Genomic DNA, 21,947 nt, shown 5'->3' with positions numbered 1-21,947 from the left:
AACAATTCGGGTATCGGCGAGGTTTCGAGATGGCAATGGTAGAGTACATTGCTCAGCCGCCAGGTGTAGGCAATCGAAGGCAGCTTAGCGATATTGAAAAAGACCACATCGTCTGTTTATTGAGGGCAGTGGAGCGTTTACCCATACTAAGCCAGCACGCAGTAGACGGTGTTGAAACAAAGGTGTCCTATGAGGTGCTGTGCAGGTGCCTGGAGGGTATCCACAAGAACCATCTTGAATTATCAAAATATGCAACTGCTGTACTGAGTGAGGAGAGGACGGATGAAAAATCAATTTAAGTTGACCAAACCATGCGCCAATTGTCCTTTCCGTAATGATGAGAGCGCTATTCACTTGGAGCCCGGTAGAAGGGAGGAAATCATTGAAGGCCTATTGTCCGGCCAAGACATGACGTTTCATTGCCATAAGACGGTTTACAGGGAGGACGGGCGAAACTTTGATGAGGAAGGAAACTATCATCCTACAGATGTTTGCCAGTGCCCAGGAGCTGCTGCCGTTGCCAGAAAATATGGACGTGACACTGTGATGGTACAGGTTGCTACGAGAATGGGCGTAATATCTGAAGACCATTACGATTCCGCCCTGGAACTGACCATCGGAAAAGACCAGCTTAACGTCGATCCGCAAAAAGCGAAAATATAGAAAACCGCCCGAATCCTCGATAGTTGCTAGTTAGGAAACCCGTGAGATATTCGATGAAAAGGCGAATATATTTCACGAGGCGAAGACTATGGATCTCTTTCCTGATTTAGAAACCACAATCCCAAGAACACTATCGGAGCTTATCGAAGCCAGGGATAAGAAGGGGGTTGTTGATCTGCTGCGTACTCTCCCACGCGACCAATTTGACGAAACCGTCTGGAAGGCTGGCCTATCAACAATAGGCCATCATCACGGCAGGCCGGCGATGATTGATCACATTATGCGGCAGCTTTAAAGGGGGTGAGCATGGATAACCAGTTTTACCCTACACCCGTATCGCTTGGAGTTAAGGCCTTCAATAAGTTCAAGAACCGGAGAATCACGCGACTACTGGAACCACAAGCTGGACGTGGAGATCTTGTGGACGTGGTGCATGAGCTTGCATCGGGACGCTACAGCAAGGTTGAGGTGGATTGTTGTGAGATTGATTTTAATAATCAGGCAATTCTTCGGGAGAAGAAATACCGAATCGTTGGCCATGATTTTTTGTCATACCGGGGAGCCTGTCTTTACAGCCATATTCTGATGAATCCGCCATTTGCTTCCGGTGTTCAGCATGTCCTTCACGCATGGAATCTTCTGTTCCACGGGGAGTTAGTGGCCATTCTGAATGCGGAGACGATACGCAATCCGTATACAAAAGAGCGTCGTTTCCTGGTAGACATCATCGAGCAGCACGGATCTGTTGAATTCGTTTCTGAAGCATTCCTGTCACCGGATACACAGCGAAAGACACCGGTAGAAGTAGCCATTATCCATCTTGAGAAGGAATCCAATTTCAAAGCGGAGTTCATAGACAACCTCAAGAAGGAAAAGGTTGAGGAGGGAATAAGAGCCGATGACATCGAGGTACCTAAAGATTTGGTCGTGCCCAAGTCAAAAATACAGAACATGGTCATTGCGTTTGAATGTGCTGTTGAGGCTGCCAGAAGCGCGGCTAAAGCGAACGCACGCGCCAATTATTACGCCAATATGTTAGGACGCTCGATTACTGATGAAACGACCAACTGTCATGATTCTGAAAGTTGCGTAAAAAGCGTAACTAGCGAACTGAATGAAGCCTATCTAAAGCTGAAGGAGCGGGCGTGGTCATCCGTACTCCGCTCAACGGAAGTCCTGGATAGACTTTCAAGTCAGGCACAGAAACGCTTGGAAAGTGAGTTTGCGTCCATCTGTGACCTTGAATTCACGGTCGAGAATATCTACGGCTTCCTGCAAGGGTTGGTGGAACAACAAGGAACCATTCAGATAGAAATGATCTGCGACGTTTTCGACATGATCAGCAAGTATCATCCGGAAAACCGAGCCTACTATCAGGGTTGGAAGTCAAACCAGAAACATAGGGTCAACGCCTACCGCGTTCTCATGACGAGGTTCATTATCCCCGCCAATCGCAGAGACTACTACTCATGGTCAAACAGTTTGGCATGGGATGATCAACAGATGTTCACAGACTTCGATAAAGTGTTTGCCATGCTGGACGGGCAGCATCACACAACACCTTATGGTGTCGTGAACCTGTTTGGCGACAAGTACAAAGAGCTAAGCAGTGGAGAACGGTGTTCAAGTGACTATTTCGACATTCGCTTTTATCCGAAAGCTGGGACATTTCATATCTTTCCGAGACGCAAGGACCTTATCGACAGATTAAACCGCATTGTCGGCAAACATAGGGCGTGGTTGCCTCAGAGCGATCAGGATGGTTCAACAGGTTTCTGGGAACAGTACGACAAGGCCGAGGCGGTTACCCGTCGAATGGACCTAAGTAGACTGAATTCGTGGCGGCTGAATCACGGCAGCGATGGTGAAAAGGAGAGGGAAGCCACCAAGCTGCTGGAGCAGCATGAGATGGCTTTGGAGAGGCTGGGAATTGATTTTGACGGAAGCAATGCAATTACAGATCAACGCGATGATGAAAGGCAAATACCACTGCTGAAGGCCTCTTGATCGAATAAATGCAAAAAAGTGGATTTAAGGGGTTGCTGGTTCAGAAAGACATGAGAGATTGAAAGTAACAAAGATGTTGAGTGCTCCTTGTGAGTGTGTTGAGTGAGGTAGGCCCCTTCGGGGGCCATTTTTCTTTCTGACAGGTAATCGATATGACCGAACAAATGTGGAAGCGACAAGAAATCAATCTCAAAGGCAGGATAACCCGTCTGGTCAATAAGATGAAAAGCGCGGATATGTTATCGGACAAACTGGAGATTAATCGTCAGGTCAAGGAGGCAAGGGAAGCTCTTAAACAGCACCGGCTTAATTTCTTTGAGATGACATCTTCAAACTAAACGGTGGCTTTCATGGATATTGTAATTAAGAACATAAGCCTTCTCACGGTCGAGCGGGGAAGACTTATGCTTTGCATCCCTACCGAAGATGGGGCTCATACTTACCAGCAAATTGATAACCCCTATCTTATTGCTCGCCTTAAAAGCGCTGCCACGAAGGATTCGAACGGTAAAGCCAGTATCAGAATCACTATATCCGGTTCTGATGGCAACAGTGCTGTTTCAAGCAGTGGTCAGGAGGATAATCAGGAATGAATACCCAAACAGCCTTCTCTTCGGTAGAGGAAGAAACGGCGCTTACAGCAATGTGTATCTGGGAAGCTCTACTGGAGCGTATGTCCGGCAAAGACTGCGATGACGTGTATTCGCAGAAGCGGGAAGAAGTCGGCGCGTGTGAGATGCGGTCTATCGTACTCCATATATTGGCTCCAGCGGTCGAGGCTGCATACAATGTCGTCAAAGACGAATACCAAGATCCGTTTGATTGGGAGTTTGTACCGGCGTTTCTTGATCTGGCAGAACCCGTCCTGTCCCGTGGACTGTGGGCAATTAAGTCGATTGAAGCAGAGCAGATAGGTAAAGAGATTCTTCTTCAGTATCAGCAAGTAAATGTGAATGGCGGAGGTGCAGATGAATAAGGCGGAATACGAGCATCTTCAGACGATGGTGCTTTTGATTGCCAAGCGCCATTTGCGGGAGTTTACCTCTGACTACATGAGAATCCTCTGCATCAAAAATGGTCTGAGAAAGGAGGACGTAACTGAGGACGACTTCGGTGGAAAGGTGATCGTTCCTTTGGTTAAGAGCCAACAGCTACAGCTAGTTAGGTCAATCCCTGCTGGACAATCAAGCATTCCAGTCTGGGCATTGAGCGCACCGTAAACGCAGCCACGCTGGCACAAGGATGTAGAAATTGAGCATTTTGGAAAAGGGTCATCTGCTGGTGGCCCTTTTTTTATATCTCCTAAAAGTCCCTCCAGTAGAATACCGTTGGACAAAACTAAGCATGGAGAAGCTCATGAACACATCAAGATTCCTACTTCTGGTCAGCCTTGCCTCTATTCTTTCTGCCTGTGGTGGCGGAGGGGGGGGATCGTCAAGCAATGGTTCGCAGGCACCAAGTAACCTAAATCCCAGTGAACCACCGGAGCTGGTATTTGAATTTGCACCGGAACCAATGCAGCCAAAGGCCTTTAACTTAGCTGCTTCCACTGGTGAAGAAGAAAATCACTTCAGTCCCGGCGATACCGTAAGTTTGATCTGGAATGTGGATGTTTACTATACAGATAACACTACGATTGGTGCAGGTGAGCAGTACCTTTACGATGCCAATGTATATTTGAGTACTGATGACCAGGTGCAGGAAGAGGACCTGACGTTATTCACCATTGAGTGCTCTTTGCCGGGTACCACTCAACATGCGTGTGCTGATACAGCGTCATTTCAATGTGTTTATGCTCAGGACAATCAGAGTACTCTCAGTTGTACCAGTATCCCTCTGGATAAGCTGCATGGATTCAAAGATCTGTCTGTCGATACCAGCTCTTGGCTGGATGTAATACCCAAGGCGGCCAATGTGATTTTTCAGGCCTGTTTGAGAGATGAGCCTGAAATGTGTACTGAAGCGGTTTACCCGATTCAGCTTAACTGAGTGTTGTCCTGGATGTACTAACAATAATGATGAGAGAAATACTTATGATGCCACCGACCTATATTGCAGGCTGTATTGATGAAGACCTACTCCAGGAATCAATGGAGGTCATGCTTAATACCGTATCTGCCAACTGTGAGTCTGGGTATCAACTCGACATCGATGTTTTGATCCGGTACGTCCAGGATGGAATGACGCTTGAAACCTTCAACTTGCTGGTGCTCAACCTCAATAGAGAGTTGAGCGCTCAGTTTCAGAAAGGCGGTGGTTCATATGGCTTCGTTATGAACTATAACCATGCCACTGTCCATTGATGGTAGTGAATATGGCCAAGAAAACCATCTTAGTCATCGACGACAACGAAATGATCATCAAAGCGCTTCGGGCGTTATTGGGCGAAGAGCACTTTGAAGTCTACGGGGCTGAGAATGGTGCTTTGGGTATTAAAGAGTACGCCAGAGTTAAGCCGGACCTTGTAATCACTGATATGGAAATGCCGGTGATGTCTGGGGAGAAGGTCATTGCGAGAATCAAGGCAGAGTATCCGTTACAGAAGGTACTTGCAATGTCGTCACGATCATCGAATGAAAAGAAAGCCATGAACGCTGGCGCTACTCGGTTTATTAAGAAACCAGTCATGCCAGAAGATGTTATCCCTTACATCTAACGAGAATACTTTGAGATCACGCTCATTCAAGAAGGGATAGCAGACTTTCGGGGACAAACTCACGCTCAATCACCAAAGACCCATCGAACGTTCTCATGAGTGATGAAACGATGGGATCGTTCATTATTTCCGTAATTTCCATCGCTTTCTGAGGGTGCTGGCTTTTCAGGTGTAGCCATAGCGAATTTTTCTGCTGCGCTGATAGCTTAGAAACACATAATCCCGGCTCGTATCTGCCGGATGGAACGGGAGTAGGCCAGTTTGGTTTATTTTCTTTGGGCATGAACGCAATCGTACTTAAATGCACAGCCACGGCACTTTCCTACATTCGGCCATGCCTTCATCCTTACACCGGCTTTAGCTTGCCTGGTAAGTATTACGTATTCCTTAATCTCATTGAATAGAGCTTTGTCTGCACGCGGCAGCTCGATGTATTGTTCAGAGGTTGCTGTCTTAACAAGCAACCGCGTGACCTGGTAACCGTTTCCACGCGCTGCAAGAGCGGCACACTTTGCTTGCACCACATCGCTTGTGAATACTGGGCCGCGACGGCTTTTATACTCAACAGCCAACACGCCTCCGCGTACTCTGTACATGAGATCCGGCTTACCCAGGACCTCGAAGACCTGGTTAAAGAAGGGCTTTGTAGACCGGCCCTTGTCCATCCAAATAAGCTTGCCTTCAATACCAAGGTCGCTTCTGGACCTAGCAATGCGCCGGATGAAGTTGTAGAGAAGGGCAGCGGCAGCAAGTCCAAGCAGGCCATACAACAGAATATCAATCATCCCCATGCCTCTCCTGGATTCGACGAATATTCCAGTCCACCAAGTACCGCATGAACCTGGAGATCAAGGGTAATTTACGCGCTGCGATGACCAGGTAAGGGGATATGGCATAGTAAACCGTGATGAAAACCCTGCCTGTGGTGTGAGAAGCGAGCCTTTGGTCGCGATATTCCCTCAGTAGGCATGTATTGGGGTGGTCGCTCCCGTATAGATGAGTTGCAACGAAACAGCGTCGGTCTTCAGCTTGACGATTCAGTGCTTCATGACTGACCTCTCCCTTAGCCCTGGCTTCGATAGACTCTTGGGATGGTTTGGTCCCTTTTTCCTTCAGCTCCAGGTAATGAGGGCAATAGGATGCCCTGCCAACATCGCTGGCGGACACCCATTTTGACTTTCTGCTATTGCCCATGATTGTCTTCCCGGCTTTGCCATTTCTTGATGTTCAGGGATGAAACGTAGCCGTCCACGGTTACTTTAGTTGTATCATCTCGATACAAACTAGCAACCGCATCATTGTCCATGCTCGACCGCTTAGAGCAGAAATAAACGATATTCACCAGAGCGTTCTGGTACCCGGTGATGTCGGTGATGCATCTTGATAATGCCTGGCGGACGGTGAAATCCATATTCACGGAATAGGCATCGTTCAATCGGGGGTTGGCTGCGATATTGAGGACTGCTTTTCCGGCAGGTTTGAGACGTGAGCTCACCAGAGAGAAGAACTCAAAGGTGGCTGTGTGCATAGGTATCGTGGCGGCATTGGTATACAGATCCACGACAATAACATCCCATAATTTTTCGCTGGTAAGCAGATAGGATCTGGCGTCCTGGGCTATGAATTCACCTTTGATGGGTTCCTCAAGGAAATACTTCTCTGCAATTGGCTTGATCTTTGGGTCAACGTCCAGATAGGTAAAGTTTGCGCCGTGAGTATCTTCTGCCGAGAGGGTGAAGCCCCCGGCACCGAGTACCAGAATATCCTTCCCGGTCATGTCATCTGCAAATATGCCCTGTTTCATGATCTCAATGTACGGCCAACCTTTTCTGTCCTTTTCCCCGATGAATGAGGCGCTACTGCGATTGATGATGAACCGCTTGCCTTCCGGATGCTCTGCAACGTAGAAATTCGAGTAGGGGGTAGTCGCGGCGAACAAGCGATCTGGGATTTTTACGTTCAGCGTGAACGCGATGACCAGGAAAGATAAAGTTGCACCAACCACATATTTCGTTTTGCTGTTGTTCCAATCAACCAAGAAACAGAGGCATACCGCGAGGATCAGGCAATTGATGAAAATGGAGTACCCAACTCCAAGGAAGTACATGAGCAGCAAGGATGTGATCAAACATCCAAGCACGTTACCAATCGTACTTAGCGCCGTGGCATTGCCCGTGGCTTCGCTCTTGCGGGTGTCGTGGTCTGCGGTGTTGAGCAGTAATGGGACGGTTTGCCCAAGAAAAAACACCAATGGGGACATTATAAGCAGGCTGAACAGGAATAGGTGGATCAGGGGATTGCCCAAATAGGGCGTTCCTTGGGTGATGTCTGCGATGGACAGAAAAAAGAAGCTCACAAAGCTGTAAGACAGCCCAATACCAAACAGGGCGATGCTACCAACCAGGTTCATTACCAGGGACTTGGCATACCGCTCAGAAGCCTGTTGGCCACCCCAGTAGTAACCCAATGCCAGAGCACCCAGGAAACAACTGATGATGATTGAAGTGCAAAGCACCGAGCTGCCAACGAAGGGTACTGTCTGGCGGATGGTGATCATCTGCAATCCGGAGCTGGCCAGCCCCTCAAGGAGCAGGATGAGAGCAGCTTTCCGCTTGGTCGTCATATAAAACACCACTAAATAAATAATTATTGATGTTCAACATAACGAGAAGAGGACTCAAATGCCGCAATAAATGGGTCAAAGGGTGGGGTCCCTTTAAAGCCTTGCGAAGAGTGGATATTTGATGTAACTTTTATCGTGTGGTCGTATAGCGTCCATATTTCAATCAAAGGTGCCTTATCGAGTCACATAGACGGCACCGAGCTGAAAAGCTTGGCTCCAACTGAACAACCTTCCTCTGCCGTAGCATTCACGGCTGTATCAACATCAAGTCTACCTCCTAAAGCGCCAAGCATTTTACCTTCAAGGTTTTCACCTTTTACTCCAACCATTTCGTTTCACACCTTTTTCCAGGGCGTTTAGGCGTGTTCTCTGCACGTCCATAGAGAACAGCCCTAAACCACCTTCGTGTGTCTCCGAATCTTGTTGCTGTTGTTGTTTTGACAATGGCACCTGATAAGTACCCCCAATCTAGCCATGAAACGGGTACGAACGCTGCGGCGTTTTGGCTAAATACTCAACCAATTAATTGGAGACACTTTATGTATAACTTCGATTTCAATGCGCATCAGCAGCTTTCCGGAAGTCCTAAGAACGATGTTCAGCAGGCTATCGCAAAAGCAAATGAAAAAGCTCATATGGGCAATTTCAAAGTGTGCGTAACTACAGCAGGTGATGTTCTGGTTCTGCCGGAATTCTCTGTTCTGATGAGGGATGATATTGCCGAGATCGTGTACGACACGGACCACGGTTATAGCTTCAAAACTTCATCAAACTAAGGGGACAACAAATGGAACTTATTATGCTTTGCATAGCGCTGTTTGTTTTCTTCTTTGGGTCGGTTATTGCCATGCAGGCCATAGAGTTTGGATTTCGCGTAGGCGATAAAGCTCTGGAAGCCTCTGGTAAATTGGTAAAGCTGCCTTTCAAGATAGCTTTCAAGTTGATCTGCTTTGCAGGCAAACACCTCATCAAGCGATTGATGAAGAACAAGCCTCAAGAAGTCACGATCAAGCCGATCTTCGCTGTTACACCGCTGGAACTTCAGCACATGCGTAACAACAACCTCCTTCAATCAGGAAAGCGCCAACCTGTACTGATTGAACATCCTCCACAACAGACTAAATAGGAGATACATCATGTATCAGAAAGTCATTCTTATTGGCCGTGTAGGTCAAAAGCAATTGGGTTACACCAAAACACAAAAGCCGGTCGCGCAATACTCGTTGGCAACAACGAAGTCCTTTAAGGACAAGCAAACCGGCGATTGGAATGAGCATACTGAATGGCACCGTTTGGTCTCATTCAACCAGTGCGCCGAGCATGTGAACAACAAGCTTGAGCCTGGAGATCTCATTCAAGTAGAAGGCGAATTGCGCACGCGCAAATGGCAGGATCAAAGCGGTACCGATCGTTATACCACTGAAATTGTGGTGAATGATTTTCCGAAGAAACTGCCTCGCTACTACAACCGAGATGGTCAAGCTGCACCTGCACAACAGCAGGCTCCTCAGCGACAATCATCACAACCAATGGCACAAGCTGTCGGTCAGGAGTTCATGGCTCAGGGACCATCATTCGACTCGTTCGATGACATGGACATTCCGTTCTAGCCCGGAACTGATTTAACGCTTGTTTCACCCTGATGGGGACTTTCCCCTACAGGGTAAGCCCCATCATTTTCTCTATGGAGAATGACTATGGGCTTTTCACGAAAAGAGGTTTATTTCTGGCTGGAGACAGCGAGCGATGAACAACTTCAGCACATGCTGAACACGTCGAAAGATATGCTCAGTATGCTCACCGACAAAGAACAGGTTTCATCGTTGAAATGGCTTCGCGCCAAAATCATCGAAGAAATTAATGCCCGAAGAGAAGCTAAACAAGCTTAAAGCTTTGTTTGCGTTTTAACTTTTCGAGCAACTGGTCTTGCTCTTCCGGAGTACCAAAAGCGATGGATCGTATTGCTTGCCACTCTAATGTGTCAGGCTTGCCTTTCAATCGTTTATCGGTCTCCTCTTGCAGATACTCCATAAAGTACGGGATCGCCGCCTGTCTTGCCTGGATGTACTCCGCATACGTCTTGATAGCTTTGGCATCGATACCGGCTTTTGCCAGTAACGGAGCCTGATTGTCGAGACCAACCCTTGTAAACCTGAAATTACCTTGGTCATCCACGATGTAGTCTTGGGTTTGCATATCTCAATACCTCCTGGGGTCATTATACCTCACATACTCAACTAGCAACCTGGAGCAATCCTATGAATCAACCGCAAAACCAAGTGGCGCAAAAGCCCACTAACCAATGGCACCAGGCAATTGAGTCCGCCAAGGACAAATTCTCTGGTTCCGGTCTGGACTTCTTTCAGGAGCAGATCTTTGCCACCCAACTCTTGATGAATAACAGCTACTTGCTGGATGTCGCCAAGAAAAACCCATCGAGTCTTCGCCTGGCGATGTACAACGTAGCGGCAGTCGGATTGACGCTGAACCCTAACCAGGGTCTGGCCTATCTGGTACCGCGACGATTACGCAAGAACGAAGACCCGAAAGTGATGCTCGACATCTCCTACCGGGGATTGATCACTATCGGTGTTGAAACGGGTGCAATTCGCTGGGCCAAGGCTGAACTTGTCTATGAGAAAGATCAGTTCACCTACAAAGGTCCAGCCGAGAAACCAGACCACTTCTGCGACCCTTTTTCTACGGAAAGAGGAGCCGTTCGAGGTGGCTACTGTATCGCGGAACTTCCTTCTGGGGGTGTCCTGGTCGAACCTATGTCCAAAGCGGACATGGACAAGATTCGGGATGTCTCAGAGGCCTTCAAGAAAGGTCTTGGCCCTTGGGTCGATTGGGAAGATCAGATGCAACTGAAATCGGTAGTGAAGCGTGCTTCCAAATGGTGGCCAAAGTCTACGCCTCGACTGGCTAAAGCTCTCCAGATCCTCAATGAGGAAAATGGAGAAGGCCTCGCCGTCCTGTCGAAAGATATGGCAACCGTAGGAATGTTACCGCCTCCGCCGAGTCGTGATGAAGTACCGCTTACTGTACAGAATACTGTGAAACAACTGGTAGACCGTGCGGTTAAGCAAAATGCTTTTGAAGCGTGTCGGGAGTTAATGGAAAGCCGGATCAAGAATCCTGCTGAACTGTCTTTTGCATATAGCGAACTGGATAAGGCCAAGGCTGAGTCTGAAGCGAAAATGCACGAGCAGAAAATCATTAACGCCTAATTTCAACTAACACTCAACCTGCTGGGGTGATGCTTACTCCAGTGGAGGTGCATTGCCCCTTTTTTTACAAGGAATAGCGATGATCACTTCCAACTCTAACTACAGAACAACTCTGTTCTACTTCAACAATGTGGATCAGCTTCGTGATTTTGAGTCCTTCAAAATCTGCCCTGTCCACGCTGGTCAGCACATTCCAGATACTGAAGCTGATAAAGCGGATTACTGGTGTGTCATCGGAATTTATAAGGCTGAGCAAGCGCGAGCGAACCAAAGCCCTTCTTTTCCGGTAGCTGATTTACCTACTGAGCTGTACGCAAACCTGTTCGCACAACTGTGTCGTCAACTGGTCAGCAGTACACCTGACAGTGCTTCAACCAAAACACTGACAAAAGCTCTTCAGTCTCAAGCCTTAACAGCCTGAGATTAACCAATCTATCACTCAACCCACTGGGGTAATGCTTACTCCAGTGGAGATGGCATTACCTCTATTTAGAGGAATCAGTAATGTCAAATATGAAAGTAGTTGATCTTAATCAGCGTTCAGACGAGTGGTTGCAATGGCGGTCTAAGGGAGTTACGGCATCGGATATTCCGATCATCCTTGGGCTCAGTCCATACAAGACACGTTGGCAGCTTTGGGCGGAAAAAGTCGGGCGTATTAATGCTCCTGATATATCCAACAACCCCAATGTAAAACGTGGTGTTCGTCTTGAAGATGAAGCTCGCCAATTGGCCGAAGGTCGTTATGGTGAGGTTCTGCTTCCGCTCTGTGGGGAATGCGCTCGATGGGATGTGTTGCGTGCGAGCTTTGATGGGCTCGATTCAGCAATGCAACCATTTGAGTTCAAGGCCCCCAGTGAATCGGTGTGGGATGACATCGAAAAGAAAGGTGTCGAATCCAGTACGTACAAATTGTATGAGGCGCAAGTCCATGCTCAATGTACGGTTGCTGGGACGACAACCGGTCGTCTGATTTTTTATAAAGAAGGCGGTCAGGACCTAGATTTTTCTGTCACGTTAACACCTGAAAGGGAGAATGAAATCCTTGAGGCGGCAAAGCTCTTTTGGGAGCACGTAGTAACCAATACGCCCCCTGAGCCTGATCCTGAAAGAGACTGGTATATACCGGAATCTGGAGATCAGCAGTTCAAGTGGGATGCGTATGCTGATGCATGGCGCACGCAGCACCATCGCATACAAGCACTTAAAGATGAACTGAAAGTTCTTGAAAAAGAGCAGAAGGGGATTCAGAAGGCAATGATCACGTTGATGGGTCCGTTTATGCAGGCGGACATTGGTGGCGTGAAAGTTACCCGATTCATGAAGAAGGGCAGTATCGATTATGGCGCTTATCTGAAGGACACGTTCCCAGATAAAGACCTAACCGATGAACTGGAGTCCTACCGCAAAGCGTCTCGTGAGGAGTCTCGCTTCAGCAGGTCTGAAGATGAACTCGTTAATACGGATGTTGGTGAGGTTGTGACTACGGTGAAATCTGCTTACTTCTGATATGTGAATTTAAGTGTGATGCCCTGGGGAGCTTGTAGCCCCAGGGTACAAATATTTGACTTGTCCACCATCGGACACCAGACAAGAATTCCGGCTTTCTTGCCCGTAAGCAAGGGAGCCAAACATAGCGGGTACTCCTGATTGGAGGCGAGGTTCGCAGGCTTCCCTAAAGCGTTTTCGCTGAGAGCGTTTTAGGGAGCCTGTGGGCTTCAAATTCAATCAAATTTAGGAGATTCGCTATGACACATTTCGTAATGACTGAAGAACAAGTACAGCAATCAGTTGCTGGTGCTCGAATAGAATCCGCCGTTTCGGTTGCGATCGCGCAAGCCGACAAAATGTCAGAATGCGGCGGTTGCCATATGACCGTGGTGCGCACAAAGCGTCATGGAATATGTATCTATCACGACTACCAGATGAAAGTTGCTAAAGATGAAATCATTGAAGAAATCTACAGCACAGAGAATGGTTTCGTATTTCGGTCGGCTGCTTAATGGCAGCTCCGAAGGAAGTGGGCAATACATGCATAGAGATGCAGCCTGTCATCAGAATCTGCATCTTGTATTGCGCCTTACTACTCTATGTGAGGCGAGGCGGATACGTTGAGTATCTGCCTTCCTTATGTCCATTCTGGAAACGGAGTGGCTATAAGAAAGGCGAAATCGTCTTCACAGAATTTTGATCGTGCTCGCACGACAAAATAAGTGTCTATTCCGGATATTGAAACGGACACGACGGCTGCGGCTGTATATCCCTACTCAACATTTAAAGTCTTACCACGCCAGTAGGCCATCATCACCTACTGGGTGGTCGGTGTGCTTCTGGCTGGGGTGACTTATACCTCAACATAATGTAATAGGAGCACATCCATGACACATCGTGATCAAGCTTTAGCTGTTCGCACTACTTTCAACCTTGATGTACCCGCTGAGGTCATCACAGCAGGCTTTGCTGACACACAGAATCCTCATGTGCCTAACCGCGATGATGGCTATGTGTTTCGTCGGGAAACCTTGCGCGACATCCTGAGTTTTCTGGATGACCCCGATGGCGATGGTTTGTATTTTTCCGGTCACTATGGTGCCGGTAAAACAACCTTGCCCTACCAGGTAGCCGCTCGGCTTTGCTGGCCAGTTCAGTCCTTCACGGCTCACAGTCGTATGGAGTTTGATGATCTGGTAGGTACCTGGAAACTGGTCAACGGCACCATGCAATTCCTGCATGGACCCCTAGCCGTTGCCATGCGTGAAGGTCACTTGTTCATATTGAACGAAATCGACCGCGCCGATCCTGGTCAGCTTGCTGGTCTGCATGATGTCCTTGAAGGGCATCCCTTGGTTATTGCAACCAATGGAGGAGAGGTGATTCGCGCACATGAAAACTTTCGATTCATTGCCAATGGCAACAGCATGGGATCTGGAGACAGTACCGGGCTGTATCAAGGCGTTAACCAATTGGATATAGCCTTTATGGATCGATTCAGGGTGGTCGAAGTTGATTATCCAACCGAGGATGTCGAAATGATGATCCTCCAAAAGAAAACACCAGAGCTTCCCGAAGAAATCCGTCGGAACATGATTCGCGTTGCGAACCAGATCCGGAGGCTGTTCATTGGTGGAGAGGAATCGGCTACGCCGTTGACCATTACGATGTCTACTCGTGCCTTGTGCCGGTGGGCAAAGTTAACCCTGGTGTTTCGCAATGCGCCTAACGCGCTCGCTTATGCTTTGAATCAGTCGTTGCTCGCAAAGGCTGAACCTGAACAGAAGATTGCGATCGAGCAAATTGCTAGAGACGTGTTTGGCTCAACCTGGCAACAGGGAGAGGCAGCATGAGCAATGATTTCGTCGTACTTCATTACCAGGATGGCAGCTCCGATAAGATTTGGGCTATCAACAAAGTAGCGAATGCGGATAACTCGCACACCGTTTGGTTTGGTAGACGCGGAACCAAGCTGCAAAGCAAAAAAGTTGGCTATAAAACATGGTCGTCTTTAATGCAAAGCAAGCTGGATAAGGGCTATCGCGAAGTGGAAAACGTCACTATTGATGTTGAAAACAGCGTGGTTGTTCCTTTTCTTCAGGCAACTGAAGAATCCGAAGAGTTACCTGATGCCTTGTGGTACCGGGTGTCCAATCAGGTTCCTGTGAATGTGATTCGTGACTATCTGAATATCACTATTCAACTGGTTTCCGAGCATAGCAATGAGGAGTTAGAGCGGTTAATTCAGCTTCCGACTTACAAAGCGTTATATGCCGGAAAAAAGAGCGGTGGTGCTGACTACACGGAGGGGCCTTTGGCCCTTCTGCTGTTGTTTGGTTTACGCCGTTACCTAAATGATGTTGCTGGTTCTCCGCTATCTACGGAAATCATGCAGATTGCTAATGATGGAAGTGAGCTTCTCCCTGAGAGGTTTGCGGACATTGAGGACTATGTTCGTTCCTATGCCATTGGGTTGTTTGAACACAACGGATGGTTTGGGAACCGGACAAGTGGTGATTGGAAGGAATATGTCGATGGCGTAGCCAGACAGCATAACCTTTCTCACTACACCTCAGTAACTGGCATCAAGCCATTAGCAATTGCGATGGGATGTATTGACGCTCCGATTGATCTGACGGTTATCCGTACAGAGACAAAGGCCGCGTTTTTCTGACTGTCGCCAACTTGGATGGGCAACCGTCCTACTCTCAACCTCCTCTGGCCTTTGGGCCAAATACTCAATATCGCTAGGTAACTAGCTAACTCAACCACTTTCTCTACAAGGAGATACACATGGAATTTATCCGTGGGACCACACTCGTCCATTTGAAAATGCGCTGCTGGGGCGGAGAGAAAAAGGCCTCCCGAGACAGCGACATTCACTTAGGCGCTGACGGCAAAATGCCGCCAGAAAAACTGCTCGATTTGGGCAGAAAGAAGATATTTCCACCAAAGGCGCTCGACCCTTTAATGAGTAAGCGTAAAGCGGCGGAAAGAGCTTGTTTAGCGGAAGGTACACGTTTCATGGGCGGCTTTGCCGTACCAGATGATGTTGTAGAAGGTCTTGTGGCCAAACTCGAAGACATCAAGGAAATGTTCTATTCGGAGTTGCAGGTATTTCTTGCTGATTTCGATCGGAACAAAGAAGCGTGGATCGCTGAGAACGACGAATTTGCACACATCATTCGTGACCAGGTTCCTGACCGGGAAACGGTGTCTAAGTCGTTTGAATTCTCCATCAAGCTTTACAAGCTACAGCCACTCGAAGGCTTCGAGCCTGACGAAAATGAAGTGGCGAACCAGATCTTGCATGAGGTGGGTTTAACCTGCAAACAGATGTCTGATCGCATGTTAGACCGGAAACGGTCAATCAGCGGTAAGAACCTCTCTGAGCAGCTCGATCCTCTTATCAAGAAACTCGATACCTTGTCGTTCGGTAATGGTCGCATCCTGAAGGTACTTAATGAGTTTTTTGCTCTGCAAAAAGCCATTCCGATGGAAATGATTGACCAGGATCACCCGACATTTGGGCAAGTGCTTACCTTCCTTTCAATGTGTTCCGACAGCGACAAGCTTGAACGAATCATTGATGGACAATTTTCAGTAAGCAAGCTCATAGAGGGTATGAAACGGTCGGTAACGGTTTCCAGCTCGTCTGGACCAGAGCCAACCATACCAAAATCAACCCAACCTGCGGCTGTGACAACGCACACCATAACGGCTGGGGCTTACTTCTAGGGAGGTTCGTATGAACAAACTGCAAACCGCCCTGGAAAGGGCTCTACCTATTGTTGCGGCTGCCTATGGCGAACAGTTCGGTGTCAATGTTGTGCTGTCTGGCACGGACGCATACACCGATGGCGAGACCATTTACTTGCCTTTGCTGAACGCTATGAGTGAGTTGAGAGAAGTGTTGTTTGGCTATCTCGCTCACGAAGCTGCGCACGTTCGATCATCGGATTTCAACACCTTGAAAAAGTGTAAGAGTCCGATGGAGAAATCCTGTACCAACCTCATCGAGGACATCAGGATCGAGCGTCTCATTCAGGAAGTGTTTCCTGGTACTCAGTTTACGCTGAATGCCATGTGGAGCTATATCGTGGAGCAGGGCATGAGCCCTCCCGCGACGCCTGAAGACAATGAAGCAACCCAGTTGTTTCAGTACCTCTTACATCGCTTGCGATCGGAGGTGCTGCATCGGGACGCTTCAACTCCGCTGGCGGAGTCAAGCCAACGGGTGGTTGAACAGACATTTCCGGTAGGTTTTTTCGTCCGTTTGGATGGCTTGCTTGGAAAACACTTGGACAACTTAACCTGTAGCGACGACTGCCTGAAGTTGGCGAGAGCCATACTCAAGGCCTTGAAGGATGCTGAAGAAGAGGAACGCCAACAGCAACAAAGCCAGGAACAACAGCAGCAAAGCAGCGATTCATCGCAAGGTGATCAAAGCCAACAAGCTGGTGGATCGGGTGGAAGTGGTGACGGCGAATCACAACCTCAACCGGGAAAGGCGGACTCATCGAACGATGGTGATGCTAACCAGGGGACAGGAGACTCACAGCAGTCCAGCGCAGACAGTGATGGCAACGGCAACCAAGCTCAGGATACTGGGTCAGGAAACCAGTCATCGTCGGCCCAAGGTGCATCGGATTCGTCCGGTGATCAGGGTCAACCTCAAGGTAGCAACGGTGCTTCTTTGCATGAGCGGCTCATTAACGAGACCAATCTGCCAGAGGATGCCGTTGGGCAGCTACGAGAGCAATTGGCAGATCAAGCCCGTGAAGACAACGATGGAGAACGTGTGGCCATTGATACGTCCAGCGTGGGGAGTGATGCCAGAAATCATGGTGATACCAGTAGTTTGAAAACCGGCATTCTTGCCTCTTCAACTATTCGGTCGCGCCTGCTCGGTCTGCTGCAAGCCCAAACCCGTCAAAAGCAATGGTTACATACCAGAGGCAAGCGGGTAGACGGCAAACGCCTGGCCAGACTGCCAACCGGCGATTCGCGGGTGTTTATCCAGCGAGAGGAGATGCAACGACCTGACACTGCGGTTCATGTGCTGCTTGATTGCAGCGGTTCCATGAATCGAATTCAGGAAGTCGCAAATCAAGCCACGGTGTCCTTGGCATTGGCTGTATCCACTATCCCGAAGTGTGACATCGCTGCGTCGATGTTTCCGGGTATTGGTGGAGAGGTCAGTCCGATACTGCATCGTGGTCAGCCTGTTCGTGCTGGTCTGGGACGATTCGCTGTTTGCTCAAGTGGCGGTACACCATTGGCAGAAGCCATGTTGTATGCCGCCAGAGAGTTAGTGGCGAGTAAGCGTCAGCGCAAGGTGCTCATCATCATCACTGATGGTGCCCCAAATAATGGGGGAGCAGTTCGATATTTGAACGACCTTGTTGCTGGTCACGTTGATACCTATGCAATTGGTATCGGCTCAACTGCGGTTAGTCAGTACTTCGAGAAGTGGTCTGTGATCAACGATGTGAAGGAGCTTCAAAAAGCTCTTTTCACGATTGCTGGCCAATTCCTCGATCTGCACTAATGGCTTCGCTCAACACCCTGCGGGGATACATCTCCCCCGCACGGGTGAGGTGTGTCTTCCCGCTACACCGGGAGGTCCACTATGGAGCAACTGTCATTGATGGACTTGCTTGAGGCGCTTGAGAACGACACAAAGTTCGAGGGTGACCTGGAGAAGATCCTTACCGATGAAGATATTCCGTACCTTCGGGAAAACCTACTAATCGAGTCAGTGAAATCTGCCTTTGGTGAAAGTCGTGGTGGCCAGAAACGTAAGCCATCTGATGAAGCCTGGGAGTGGATTATTTCGGAAGATCGGGAGCTGCCGTTCTCGTTCAACCAATGCTGCCTCGCTTGTGGAGTCGATCCCGACAAGATGCTTGATTGGCTGCGTTACTACAAACGCAAGTTCATGAGCTAACTCAACCCAAACCTGGGACATAAACACTGTGTCCCTATGGGCATGGTGTGTCCCTCACTCAACGAAAGGTAAACACCATGTCTAATACTCAACAAAATGTAATTAAACATCAGCAGGTAAATGCACGCGGTACACCGGTTCGCCAAATCACGGTTTATACCCCGGAGCGAGTAACAGAGCTGTTCTATCAGTTTGTTATGGAGCAATGGGTACCGTACAAGCGAGTCGTTCATTCCGTGCATTGATAAAGGGGCCTCGCCCCTTTGTTTCACTGGCTGACAGTGGAACTGAAAAATTTGGTGAAACTGTCAGAGGGAGATACCTATGAAGAAACGAAACTCAACTGAAATGAAGCGCCGAATGGAAGGCCGTTGGCTTGCTGCTTTCAAAGCACTCGCGCCAGCACTGGATCAGGCCATCGACAACCTCGGTACGAATGTACCTTGCCCGGTTGAAGGTGGAACGGACGGTTTTAGGCTTTTCAAAGACGCCAACTACACAGGCGGTGGAGTAAAACAGTCATGGCGTATTATCCCGGAAGGGATCGATATGCTCATGTGGGTAAATGATTGGTCCTTTACCAAGGTCTACGATGAACTTGAAGCCTGGTTGGGTGATAAACCTGTCGAGGCTGGACCGAAATATCTACCAAAGCCTAAGCCTGTAGATGAAGAGGGTCTGCGCAAGTGGCTGAACAGGATTTGGAAAGAGGCATTGCCTTTGACCGATCTTGCAGCTTATCCAGCTCGGGCCTACTTCAGCTACCGTTGGGTGAATACTGCTGCATTGTCTGCCAACGATGTGCGGTTTCATCCTTGTCTTAACTACAAAGACAAACAGGGCAACGTTCTCGGTAAGTTCGGAGCAGTCCTGTCCTTGGTGCGCAATAACGAGGGAGAGCCAGTCGCGATACATCGGACGTTCATCACTAAAGGTGGATTGAAGGTAAATCTCGGCAAAACTCATAAACCTAAGAAGATGACGCCTTCTGTGAATCAACGCAGTAAGGGGCGGCATATTCGGTTGTTTGCACCACAAAACGGTTACTTGGGAGTCTCTGAAGGTCTGGAAACTGCGCTCGCGGTATACCAGGCTAAGCAGTTTCCCGTTTGGCCGGGCCTGTCCAACACAATACTTCAATCGTTCGTTCCTCCAAAGGGCGTGCATACGATTCTGAATTTTGTGGATAAAGACAGAAACAAAGCAGGGGAGAATGCGGCGGAAATTCTTCGGGCAAATTTAGCCCCTAAAGGTATTCGCGTTATCGACCTGTTACCTCCAACGCCGATTCTCGATACCGATGAAAAAGGTGTTGATTGGGCGGATCAGTTGAAAAGGGATGCCAGTGGCTTTGGTCTGATAGACCAGGCACTTGCCTTCAGCCGACTGAAACAAGCCTGACTACCTCAACTACTACCCTGCGGGGACACGCTCCCCAAGGGGAGTAGTGTTTCTGCGGGTTTCCTCAACATAAGGAGATCAATATGCAGAATGATTTACCAACCACGCAGTCGGACGAATTACCGGTTAGCAAACTTGAACAAATGGCTTATGGCCATGCGACAGCCCAATTCATTAGCTGTGACAACGGCTTTGAAGGTACCTGGTTTGAACGCTATCAGTATCTGTCTGAGTGTGTTTCAGACAACAAGGAGCCTGAAGGGTGGGTTGCGTGGCAGCCTTTTGAAACATGGGAATGGAGCGACATTGTTGAGCAGATCGACAGTGAAGCTGACTCATTTCTTTCCACAATGAAGCAAGCGCTGGAGTATGCCAAAAATGGCATTGTCGCTTCAGCAATTGATTGCTCACTCGATAGCGATATGAATCAGTTGGATATGATTCATTTGATCGAGCTGGGTTCCAAAGAGCAGTAAACCACTGGTGAAGTAATTCACCAACATACGATGAATTCGACCCTGGAGGGTGTTGCCCTTCAGGGGCTACATCCGTCCGGACGTTGAGGTCATTAAACGAAAGGAAGGTGTAGTATGGATAATCGTAGAATGTTCAGGGAAATCAGCAGGCTCCGCACAACGGACCTGTTGATTGCCAAGATGGACTGCACCAGGAGAATTGCCCTGTTTAAATCGTTGAAGCTTGGTCTTCTCGGTTTGCTGGGTATCTTCGTTGGCCATGTCGCCAAATCACTGTTAGCGGCACAAGCTATGTCTTGGATAGACTACCTGTCTGTCTCTCTGGCTATGTACTGTGTGATTGGCTATTTGGTCCTCGATGCTCTTGAAGCAAGTTCAACCGCTCTAAAAGAGCTGATCTGCGACCTACTTGCCCTCCGGATGAGTAGGACCGGGAAGAAGTCTTGACAAAAAGCTTCTCTGGGATTATTTAACTAAGAGGGTACAAGTTATGTGGATCACAGTCATGAATCTTTTAATGCTGTTAGCTGTTGCGTTATTACTACTGTTTACTGGGATAGCCGTTCGCGCCTATGTGCAAGAGCGTCACTCCTGGAAAGACATTGAAGTAAAAGCGAGCCAGTCTGGCATAAAGGGATTTGATGAATAACAGTTAAGGGCCTCTTCGGAGGCCTTTTTCTTATCCGTATTATTTTGATGGGCAGAAGGGCGATACTTCCAAGTATGCCGCGTTAATTGAGCAGGCAAAATGATATAGCTTCCAAAAGCCATCCAGCTTGTTTCTTTCCAGTACATCTTTCACGGTTCGTGAATCACAAAGCAGCCTTGGTAGGCGGATAACGTCACCATTTACGGTATAGGAAATAGTTTGAATGTCCGGTATGGACTGAGAAAGTAAGCACGAGATTTCAGCTTCAGATACTTCTAGTTTTTCGACATCCGCGACGGTATATGAGCGGATCTCTTTTCCAGGAATAAATTCCAAATAATCTGCCTTATCTCCTATAGCCTGTTCAATGTAAGGAACGGCGCTCTTTATCAGTTTGTGTCGAAGTAAACTCGATATTTCAGGCTCGCTTACCAGGTCAATTCTAAGGCGAGGTAATGGTGCATCCATTCGGTACCAATGCACGAGATCAATCCCTTCACTGCGGCTTTTAACCAGGTGCTGAAGTTCTCGAAAGAATAGGGTGCTGGACGGTATGGATAAGGTTTCCGATACGTCTATATCGCTAAAGTCGGTCATGTTGTCCCCCGGTTCGTCTTGGACCGACTCTTCATACTATGCACCGAACGTCCGGTGTCATCAAAAAACTGGAGATTTCTAAAGAAAGTCAGGCCATTAAGGAGGTAGTTCTTCAACATGGAGTGTTTCGCCCGAAGATTTGCGGAAACTGAATACAAACACACCAGCGATAGAACCTGGTTGCAGCGGCTTGCTAAGGCGTGT

General features: G+C 48.3%; 34 protein-coding genes. 29 read left to right on the top strand and 5 right to left on the bottom strand.

The genetic code is table 11. The features are described 5' to 3' along the window. The first annotated feature begins 29 nt into the window (after positions 1 to 29). The 11 genes from ACF8D4_RS00440 to ACF8D4_RS00390 all read left to right on the top strand — a co-directional run bounded on the left by ACF8D4_RS00440 (position 30) and on the right by ACF8D4_RS00390 (position 5,326). Entirely contained in the window at positions 30 to 299 is a 270-nt protein-coding gene (locus tag ACF8D4_RS00440; protein ID WP_004748834.1) for a hypothetical protein, read from the top strand. Beyond that, the gene (locus tag ACF8D4_RS00435; protein WP_004748835.1) at positions 283 to 663 is read left to right on the top strand and encodes a hypothetical protein; all 381 of its coding nucleotides are present in this window, start codon (positions 283 to 285) and stop codon (positions 661 to 663) included. The genes ACF8D4_RS00440 and ACF8D4_RS00435 overlap by 17 nt, the downstream gene beginning before the upstream one ends. An 88-nt stretch (positions 664 to 751) precedes the next feature. Then, on the top strand, positions 752 to 958 hold the full coding sequence (locus tag ACF8D4_RS00430; RefSeq protein WP_004748836.1) for a hypothetical protein: 207 nt from the start codon (positions 752 to 754) through the stop codon (positions 956 to 958). A gap of 11 nt (positions 959 to 969) precedes the next feature. Next, the gene (locus tag ACF8D4_RS00425) at positions 970 to 2,670 is read left to right on the top strand and encodes a DUF4942 domain-containing protein (RefSeq protein WP_392468077.1); all 1,701 of its coding nucleotides are present in this window, start codon (positions 970 to 972) and stop codon (positions 2,668 to 2,670) included. 152 nt (positions 2,671 to 2,822) lie between these two features. After that, the gene (locus tag ACF8D4_RS00420; RefSeq protein ID WP_004748838.1) at positions 2,823 to 3,008 is read left to right on the top strand and encodes a hypothetical protein; all 186 of its coding nucleotides are present in this window, start codon (positions 2,823 to 2,825) and stop codon (positions 3,006 to 3,008) included. Positions 3,009 to 3,020: 12 nt separating this feature from the next. Continuing rightward, the gene (locus ACF8D4_RS00415) at positions 3,021 to 3,263 is read left to right on the top strand and encodes a hypothetical protein (RefSeq protein ID WP_392468075.1); all 243 of its coding nucleotides are present in this window, start codon (positions 3,021 to 3,023) and stop codon (positions 3,261 to 3,263) included. Continuing rightward, positions 3,260 to 3,646, top strand: a complete 387-nt coding sequence (locus ACF8D4_RS00410) for a hypothetical protein (RefSeq protein WP_004748840.1) — start codon at positions 3,260 to 3,262, stop codon at positions 3,644 to 3,646. Before ACF8D4_RS00415 ends, ACF8D4_RS00410 begins: the two co-directional genes overlap by 4 nt. Then, the gene (locus tag ACF8D4_RS00405; protein ID WP_392468072.1) at positions 3,639 to 3,890 is read left to right on the top strand and encodes a hypothetical protein; all 252 of its coding nucleotides are present in this window, start codon (positions 3,639 to 3,641) and stop codon (positions 3,888 to 3,890) included. Before ACF8D4_RS00410 ends, ACF8D4_RS00405 begins: the two co-directional genes overlap by 8 nt. Before the next feature lie 31 nt (positions 3,891 to 3,921). Continuing rightward, positions 3,922 to 4,659 carry a hypothetical protein gene (locus ACF8D4_RS00400; protein WP_392468070.1) on the top strand — a complete coding sequence of 246 codons (738 nt, stop codon included), beginning with the start codon at positions 3,922 to 3,924 and terminating at the stop codon, positions 4,657 to 4,659. Between the two features lie 44 nt (positions 4,660 to 4,703). Next, a complete protein-coding gene (locus ACF8D4_RS00395; RefSeq protein ID WP_392468068.1) occupies positions 4,704 to 4,973 on the top strand; it encodes a hypothetical protein in 270 nt (89 codons plus the stop codon). Positions 4,974 to 4,984: 11 nt separating this feature from the next. Continuing rightward, a complete protein-coding gene (locus ACF8D4_RS00390) occupies positions 4,985 to 5,326 on the top strand; it encodes a response regulator (protein ID WP_004748844.1) in 342 nt (113 codons plus the stop codon). Between the two features lie 266 nt (positions 5,327 to 5,592). Here ACF8D4_RS00390 and ACF8D4_RS00385 read toward each other — a convergent pair whose 3' ends face one another. The 3 genes from ACF8D4_RS00385 to ACF8D4_RS00375 are packed head-to-tail and all read right to left on the bottom strand — an operon-like array spanning position 5,593 to position 7,949. After that, positions 5,593 to 6,111 carry a PD-(D/E)XK nuclease family protein gene (locus tag ACF8D4_RS00385; protein ID WP_004748846.1) on the bottom strand — a complete coding sequence of 173 codons (519 nt, stop codon included), beginning with the start codon at positions 6,109 to 6,111 and terminating at the stop codon, positions 5,593 to 5,595. Continuing rightward, positions 6,104 to 6,520 (bottom strand): CFI-box-CTERM domain-containing protein, encoded by a 417-nt coding sequence (locus tag ACF8D4_RS00380; protein WP_004748847.1) that lies wholly within the window; start codon positions 6,518 to 6,520, stop codon positions 6,104 to 6,106. The genes ACF8D4_RS00385 and ACF8D4_RS00380 overlap by 8 nt, the downstream gene beginning before the upstream one ends. Then, positions 6,510 to 7,949, bottom strand: a complete 1,440-nt coding sequence (locus ACF8D4_RS00375) for a fused MFS/spermidine synthase (RefSeq protein ID WP_392468066.1) — start codon at positions 7,947 to 7,949, stop codon at positions 6,510 to 6,512. The genes ACF8D4_RS00380 and ACF8D4_RS00375 overlap by 11 nt, the downstream gene beginning before the upstream one ends. 539 nt (positions 7,950 to 8,488) lie before the next feature. On the opposite strand from ACF8D4_RS00375, the gene ACF8D4_RS00370 reads away from it, so the two are divergent. The 4 genes from ACF8D4_RS00370 to ACF8D4_RS00355 all read left to right on the top strand — a co-directional run bounded on the left by ACF8D4_RS00370 (position 8,489) and on the right by ACF8D4_RS00355 (position 9,838). Beyond that, a complete protein-coding gene (locus tag ACF8D4_RS00370; RefSeq protein WP_004748850.1) occupies positions 8,489 to 8,725 on the top strand; it encodes a hypothetical protein in 237 nt (78 codons plus the stop codon). Positions 8,726 to 8,736: 11 nt separating this feature from the next. After that, the gene (locus ACF8D4_RS00365; RefSeq protein WP_004748851.1) at positions 8,737 to 9,075 is read left to right on the top strand and encodes a hypothetical protein; all 339 of its coding nucleotides are present in this window, start codon (positions 8,737 to 8,739) and stop codon (positions 9,073 to 9,075) included. A 10-nt stretch (positions 9,076 to 9,085) separates the two neighbouring features. Then, the gene (gene ssb / locus ACF8D4_RS00360) at positions 9,086 to 9,559 is read left to right on the top strand and encodes a single-stranded DNA-binding protein (RefSeq protein ID WP_004748852.1); all 474 of its coding nucleotides are present in this window, start codon (positions 9,086 to 9,088) and stop codon (positions 9,557 to 9,559) included. Between the two features lie 87 nt (positions 9,560 to 9,646). Further along, on the top strand, positions 9,647 to 9,838 hold the full coding sequence (locus ACF8D4_RS00355; protein WP_004748853.1) for a hypothetical protein: 192 nt from the start codon (positions 9,647 to 9,649) through the stop codon (positions 9,836 to 9,838). On the opposite strand, the gene ACF8D4_RS00350 is transcribed toward ACF8D4_RS00355, so the two are convergent. Beyond that, positions 9,825 to 10,145 carry a hypothetical protein gene (locus tag ACF8D4_RS00350; RefSeq protein WP_392468062.1) on the bottom strand — a complete coding sequence of 107 codons (321 nt, stop codon included), beginning with the start codon at positions 10,143 to 10,145 and terminating at the stop codon, positions 9,825 to 9,827. The two genes, ACF8D4_RS00355 and ACF8D4_RS00350, sit on opposite strands and share 14 nt — an antisense overlap. A gap of 62 nt (positions 10,146 to 10,207) precedes the next feature. Between ACF8D4_RS00350 and ACF8D4_RS00345 the strand changes: the two genes are divergently transcribed. The 14 genes from ACF8D4_RS00345 (at position 10,208) to ACF8D4_RS00280 (ending at position 21,146) form a co-directional block, all read left to right on the top strand. Further along, positions 10,208 to 11,179: a recombinase RecT gene (locus ACF8D4_RS00345; protein ID WP_392468059.1), complete on the top strand. Its 972-nt coding sequence runs from the start codon at positions 10,208 to 10,210 to the stop codon at positions 11,177 to 11,179. 79 nt (positions 11,180 to 11,258) lie between these two features. Further along, entirely contained in the window at positions 11,259 to 11,600 is a 342-nt protein-coding gene (locus ACF8D4_RS00340; RefSeq protein ID WP_004748856.1) for a hypothetical protein, read from the top strand. Between the two features lie 83 nt (positions 11,601 to 11,683). Continuing rightward, on the top strand, positions 11,684 to 12,688 hold the full coding sequence (locus ACF8D4_RS00335; RefSeq protein ID WP_392468056.1) for a YqaJ viral recombinase family protein: 1,005 nt from the start codon (positions 11,684 to 11,686) through the stop codon (positions 12,686 to 12,688). A gap of 239 nt (positions 12,689 to 12,927) precedes the next feature. After that, positions 12,928 to 13,182: a hypothetical protein gene (locus ACF8D4_RS00330; protein ID WP_392468053.1), complete on the top strand. Its 255-nt coding sequence runs from the start codon at positions 12,928 to 12,930 to the stop codon at positions 13,180 to 13,182. A 375-nt stretch (positions 13,183 to 13,557) separates the two neighbouring features. Next, positions 13,558 to 14,523 carry an AAA family ATPase gene (locus ACF8D4_RS00325; protein WP_004748859.1) on the top strand — a complete coding sequence of 322 codons (966 nt, stop codon included), beginning with the start codon at positions 13,558 to 13,560 and terminating at the stop codon, positions 14,521 to 14,523. Next, positions 14,520 to 15,344, top strand: a complete 825-nt coding sequence (locus ACF8D4_RS00320) for a hypothetical protein (RefSeq protein ID WP_392468050.1) — start codon at positions 14,520 to 14,522, stop codon at positions 15,342 to 15,344. Before ACF8D4_RS00325 ends, ACF8D4_RS00320 begins: the two co-directional genes overlap by 4 nt. A 119-nt stretch (positions 15,345 to 15,463) precedes the next feature. Beyond that, the gene (locus ACF8D4_RS00315) at positions 15,464 to 16,408 is read left to right on the top strand and encodes a DUF3150 domain-containing protein (protein ID WP_392468048.1); all 945 of its coding nucleotides are present in this window, start codon (positions 15,464 to 15,466) and stop codon (positions 16,406 to 16,408) included. Positions 16,409 to 16,418: 10 nt separating this feature from the next. Further along, positions 16,419 to 18,221, top strand: coding sequence for a VWA domain-containing protein (locus ACF8D4_RS00310; RefSeq protein ID WP_392468045.1), 1,803 nt, complete (start codon positions 16,419 to 16,421; stop codon positions 18,219 to 18,221). Between the two features lie 81 nt (positions 18,222 to 18,302). Then, a complete protein-coding gene (locus ACF8D4_RS00305) occupies positions 18,303 to 18,620 on the top strand; it encodes a hypothetical protein (protein WP_004748863.1) in 318 nt (105 codons plus the stop codon). 77 nt (positions 18,621 to 18,697) lie between these two features. After that, positions 18,698 to 18,865, top strand: a complete 168-nt coding sequence (locus ACF8D4_RS00300) for a hypothetical protein (RefSeq protein WP_004748864.1) — start codon at positions 18,698 to 18,700, stop codon at positions 18,863 to 18,865. 79 nt (positions 18,866 to 18,944) lie between these two features. After that, the gene (locus tag ACF8D4_RS00295) at positions 18,945 to 20,021 is read left to right on the top strand and encodes a toprim domain-containing protein (protein WP_392468042.1); all 1,077 of its coding nucleotides are present in this window, start codon (positions 18,945 to 18,947) and stop codon (positions 20,019 to 20,021) included. Between the two features lie 83 nt (positions 20,022 to 20,104). Then, positions 20,105 to 20,497: a hypothetical protein gene (locus ACF8D4_RS00290; protein WP_392468040.1), complete on the top strand. Its 393-nt coding sequence runs from the start codon at positions 20,105 to 20,107 to the stop codon at positions 20,495 to 20,497. Between the two features lie 114 nt (positions 20,498 to 20,611). Then, complete coding sequence (locus ACF8D4_RS00285) at positions 20,612 to 20,944, top strand: hypothetical protein (protein WP_268905155.1); 333 nt, start codon at positions 20,612 to 20,614, stop codon at positions 20,942 to 20,944. A gap of 43 nt (positions 20,945 to 20,987) precedes the next feature. Continuing rightward, positions 20,988 to 21,146, top strand: a complete 159-nt coding sequence (locus ACF8D4_RS00280; RefSeq protein ID WP_392468038.1) for a hypothetical protein — start codon at positions 20,988 to 20,990, stop codon at positions 21,144 to 21,146. Between the two features lie 39 nt (positions 21,147 to 21,185). Here ACF8D4_RS00280 and ACF8D4_RS00275 read toward each other — a convergent pair whose 3' ends face one another. Then, complete coding sequence (locus tag ACF8D4_RS00275; RefSeq protein ID WP_392468036.1) at positions 21,186 to 21,743, bottom strand: hypothetical protein; 558 nt, start codon at positions 21,741 to 21,743, stop codon at positions 21,186 to 21,188. Positions 21,744 to 21,947: the final 204 nt, after the last annotated feature.

The organism is Shewanella sp. YQ_9, assembly GCF_043103185.1.
GTDB lineage: Bacteria > Pseudomonadota > Gammaproteobacteria > Enterobacterales > Shewanellaceae > Shewanella > Shewanella algae.
The sequence above is the reverse complement of the archived record's forward strand: the minus strand, read 5'-3'. Positions and strand labels throughout refer to the sequence as shown.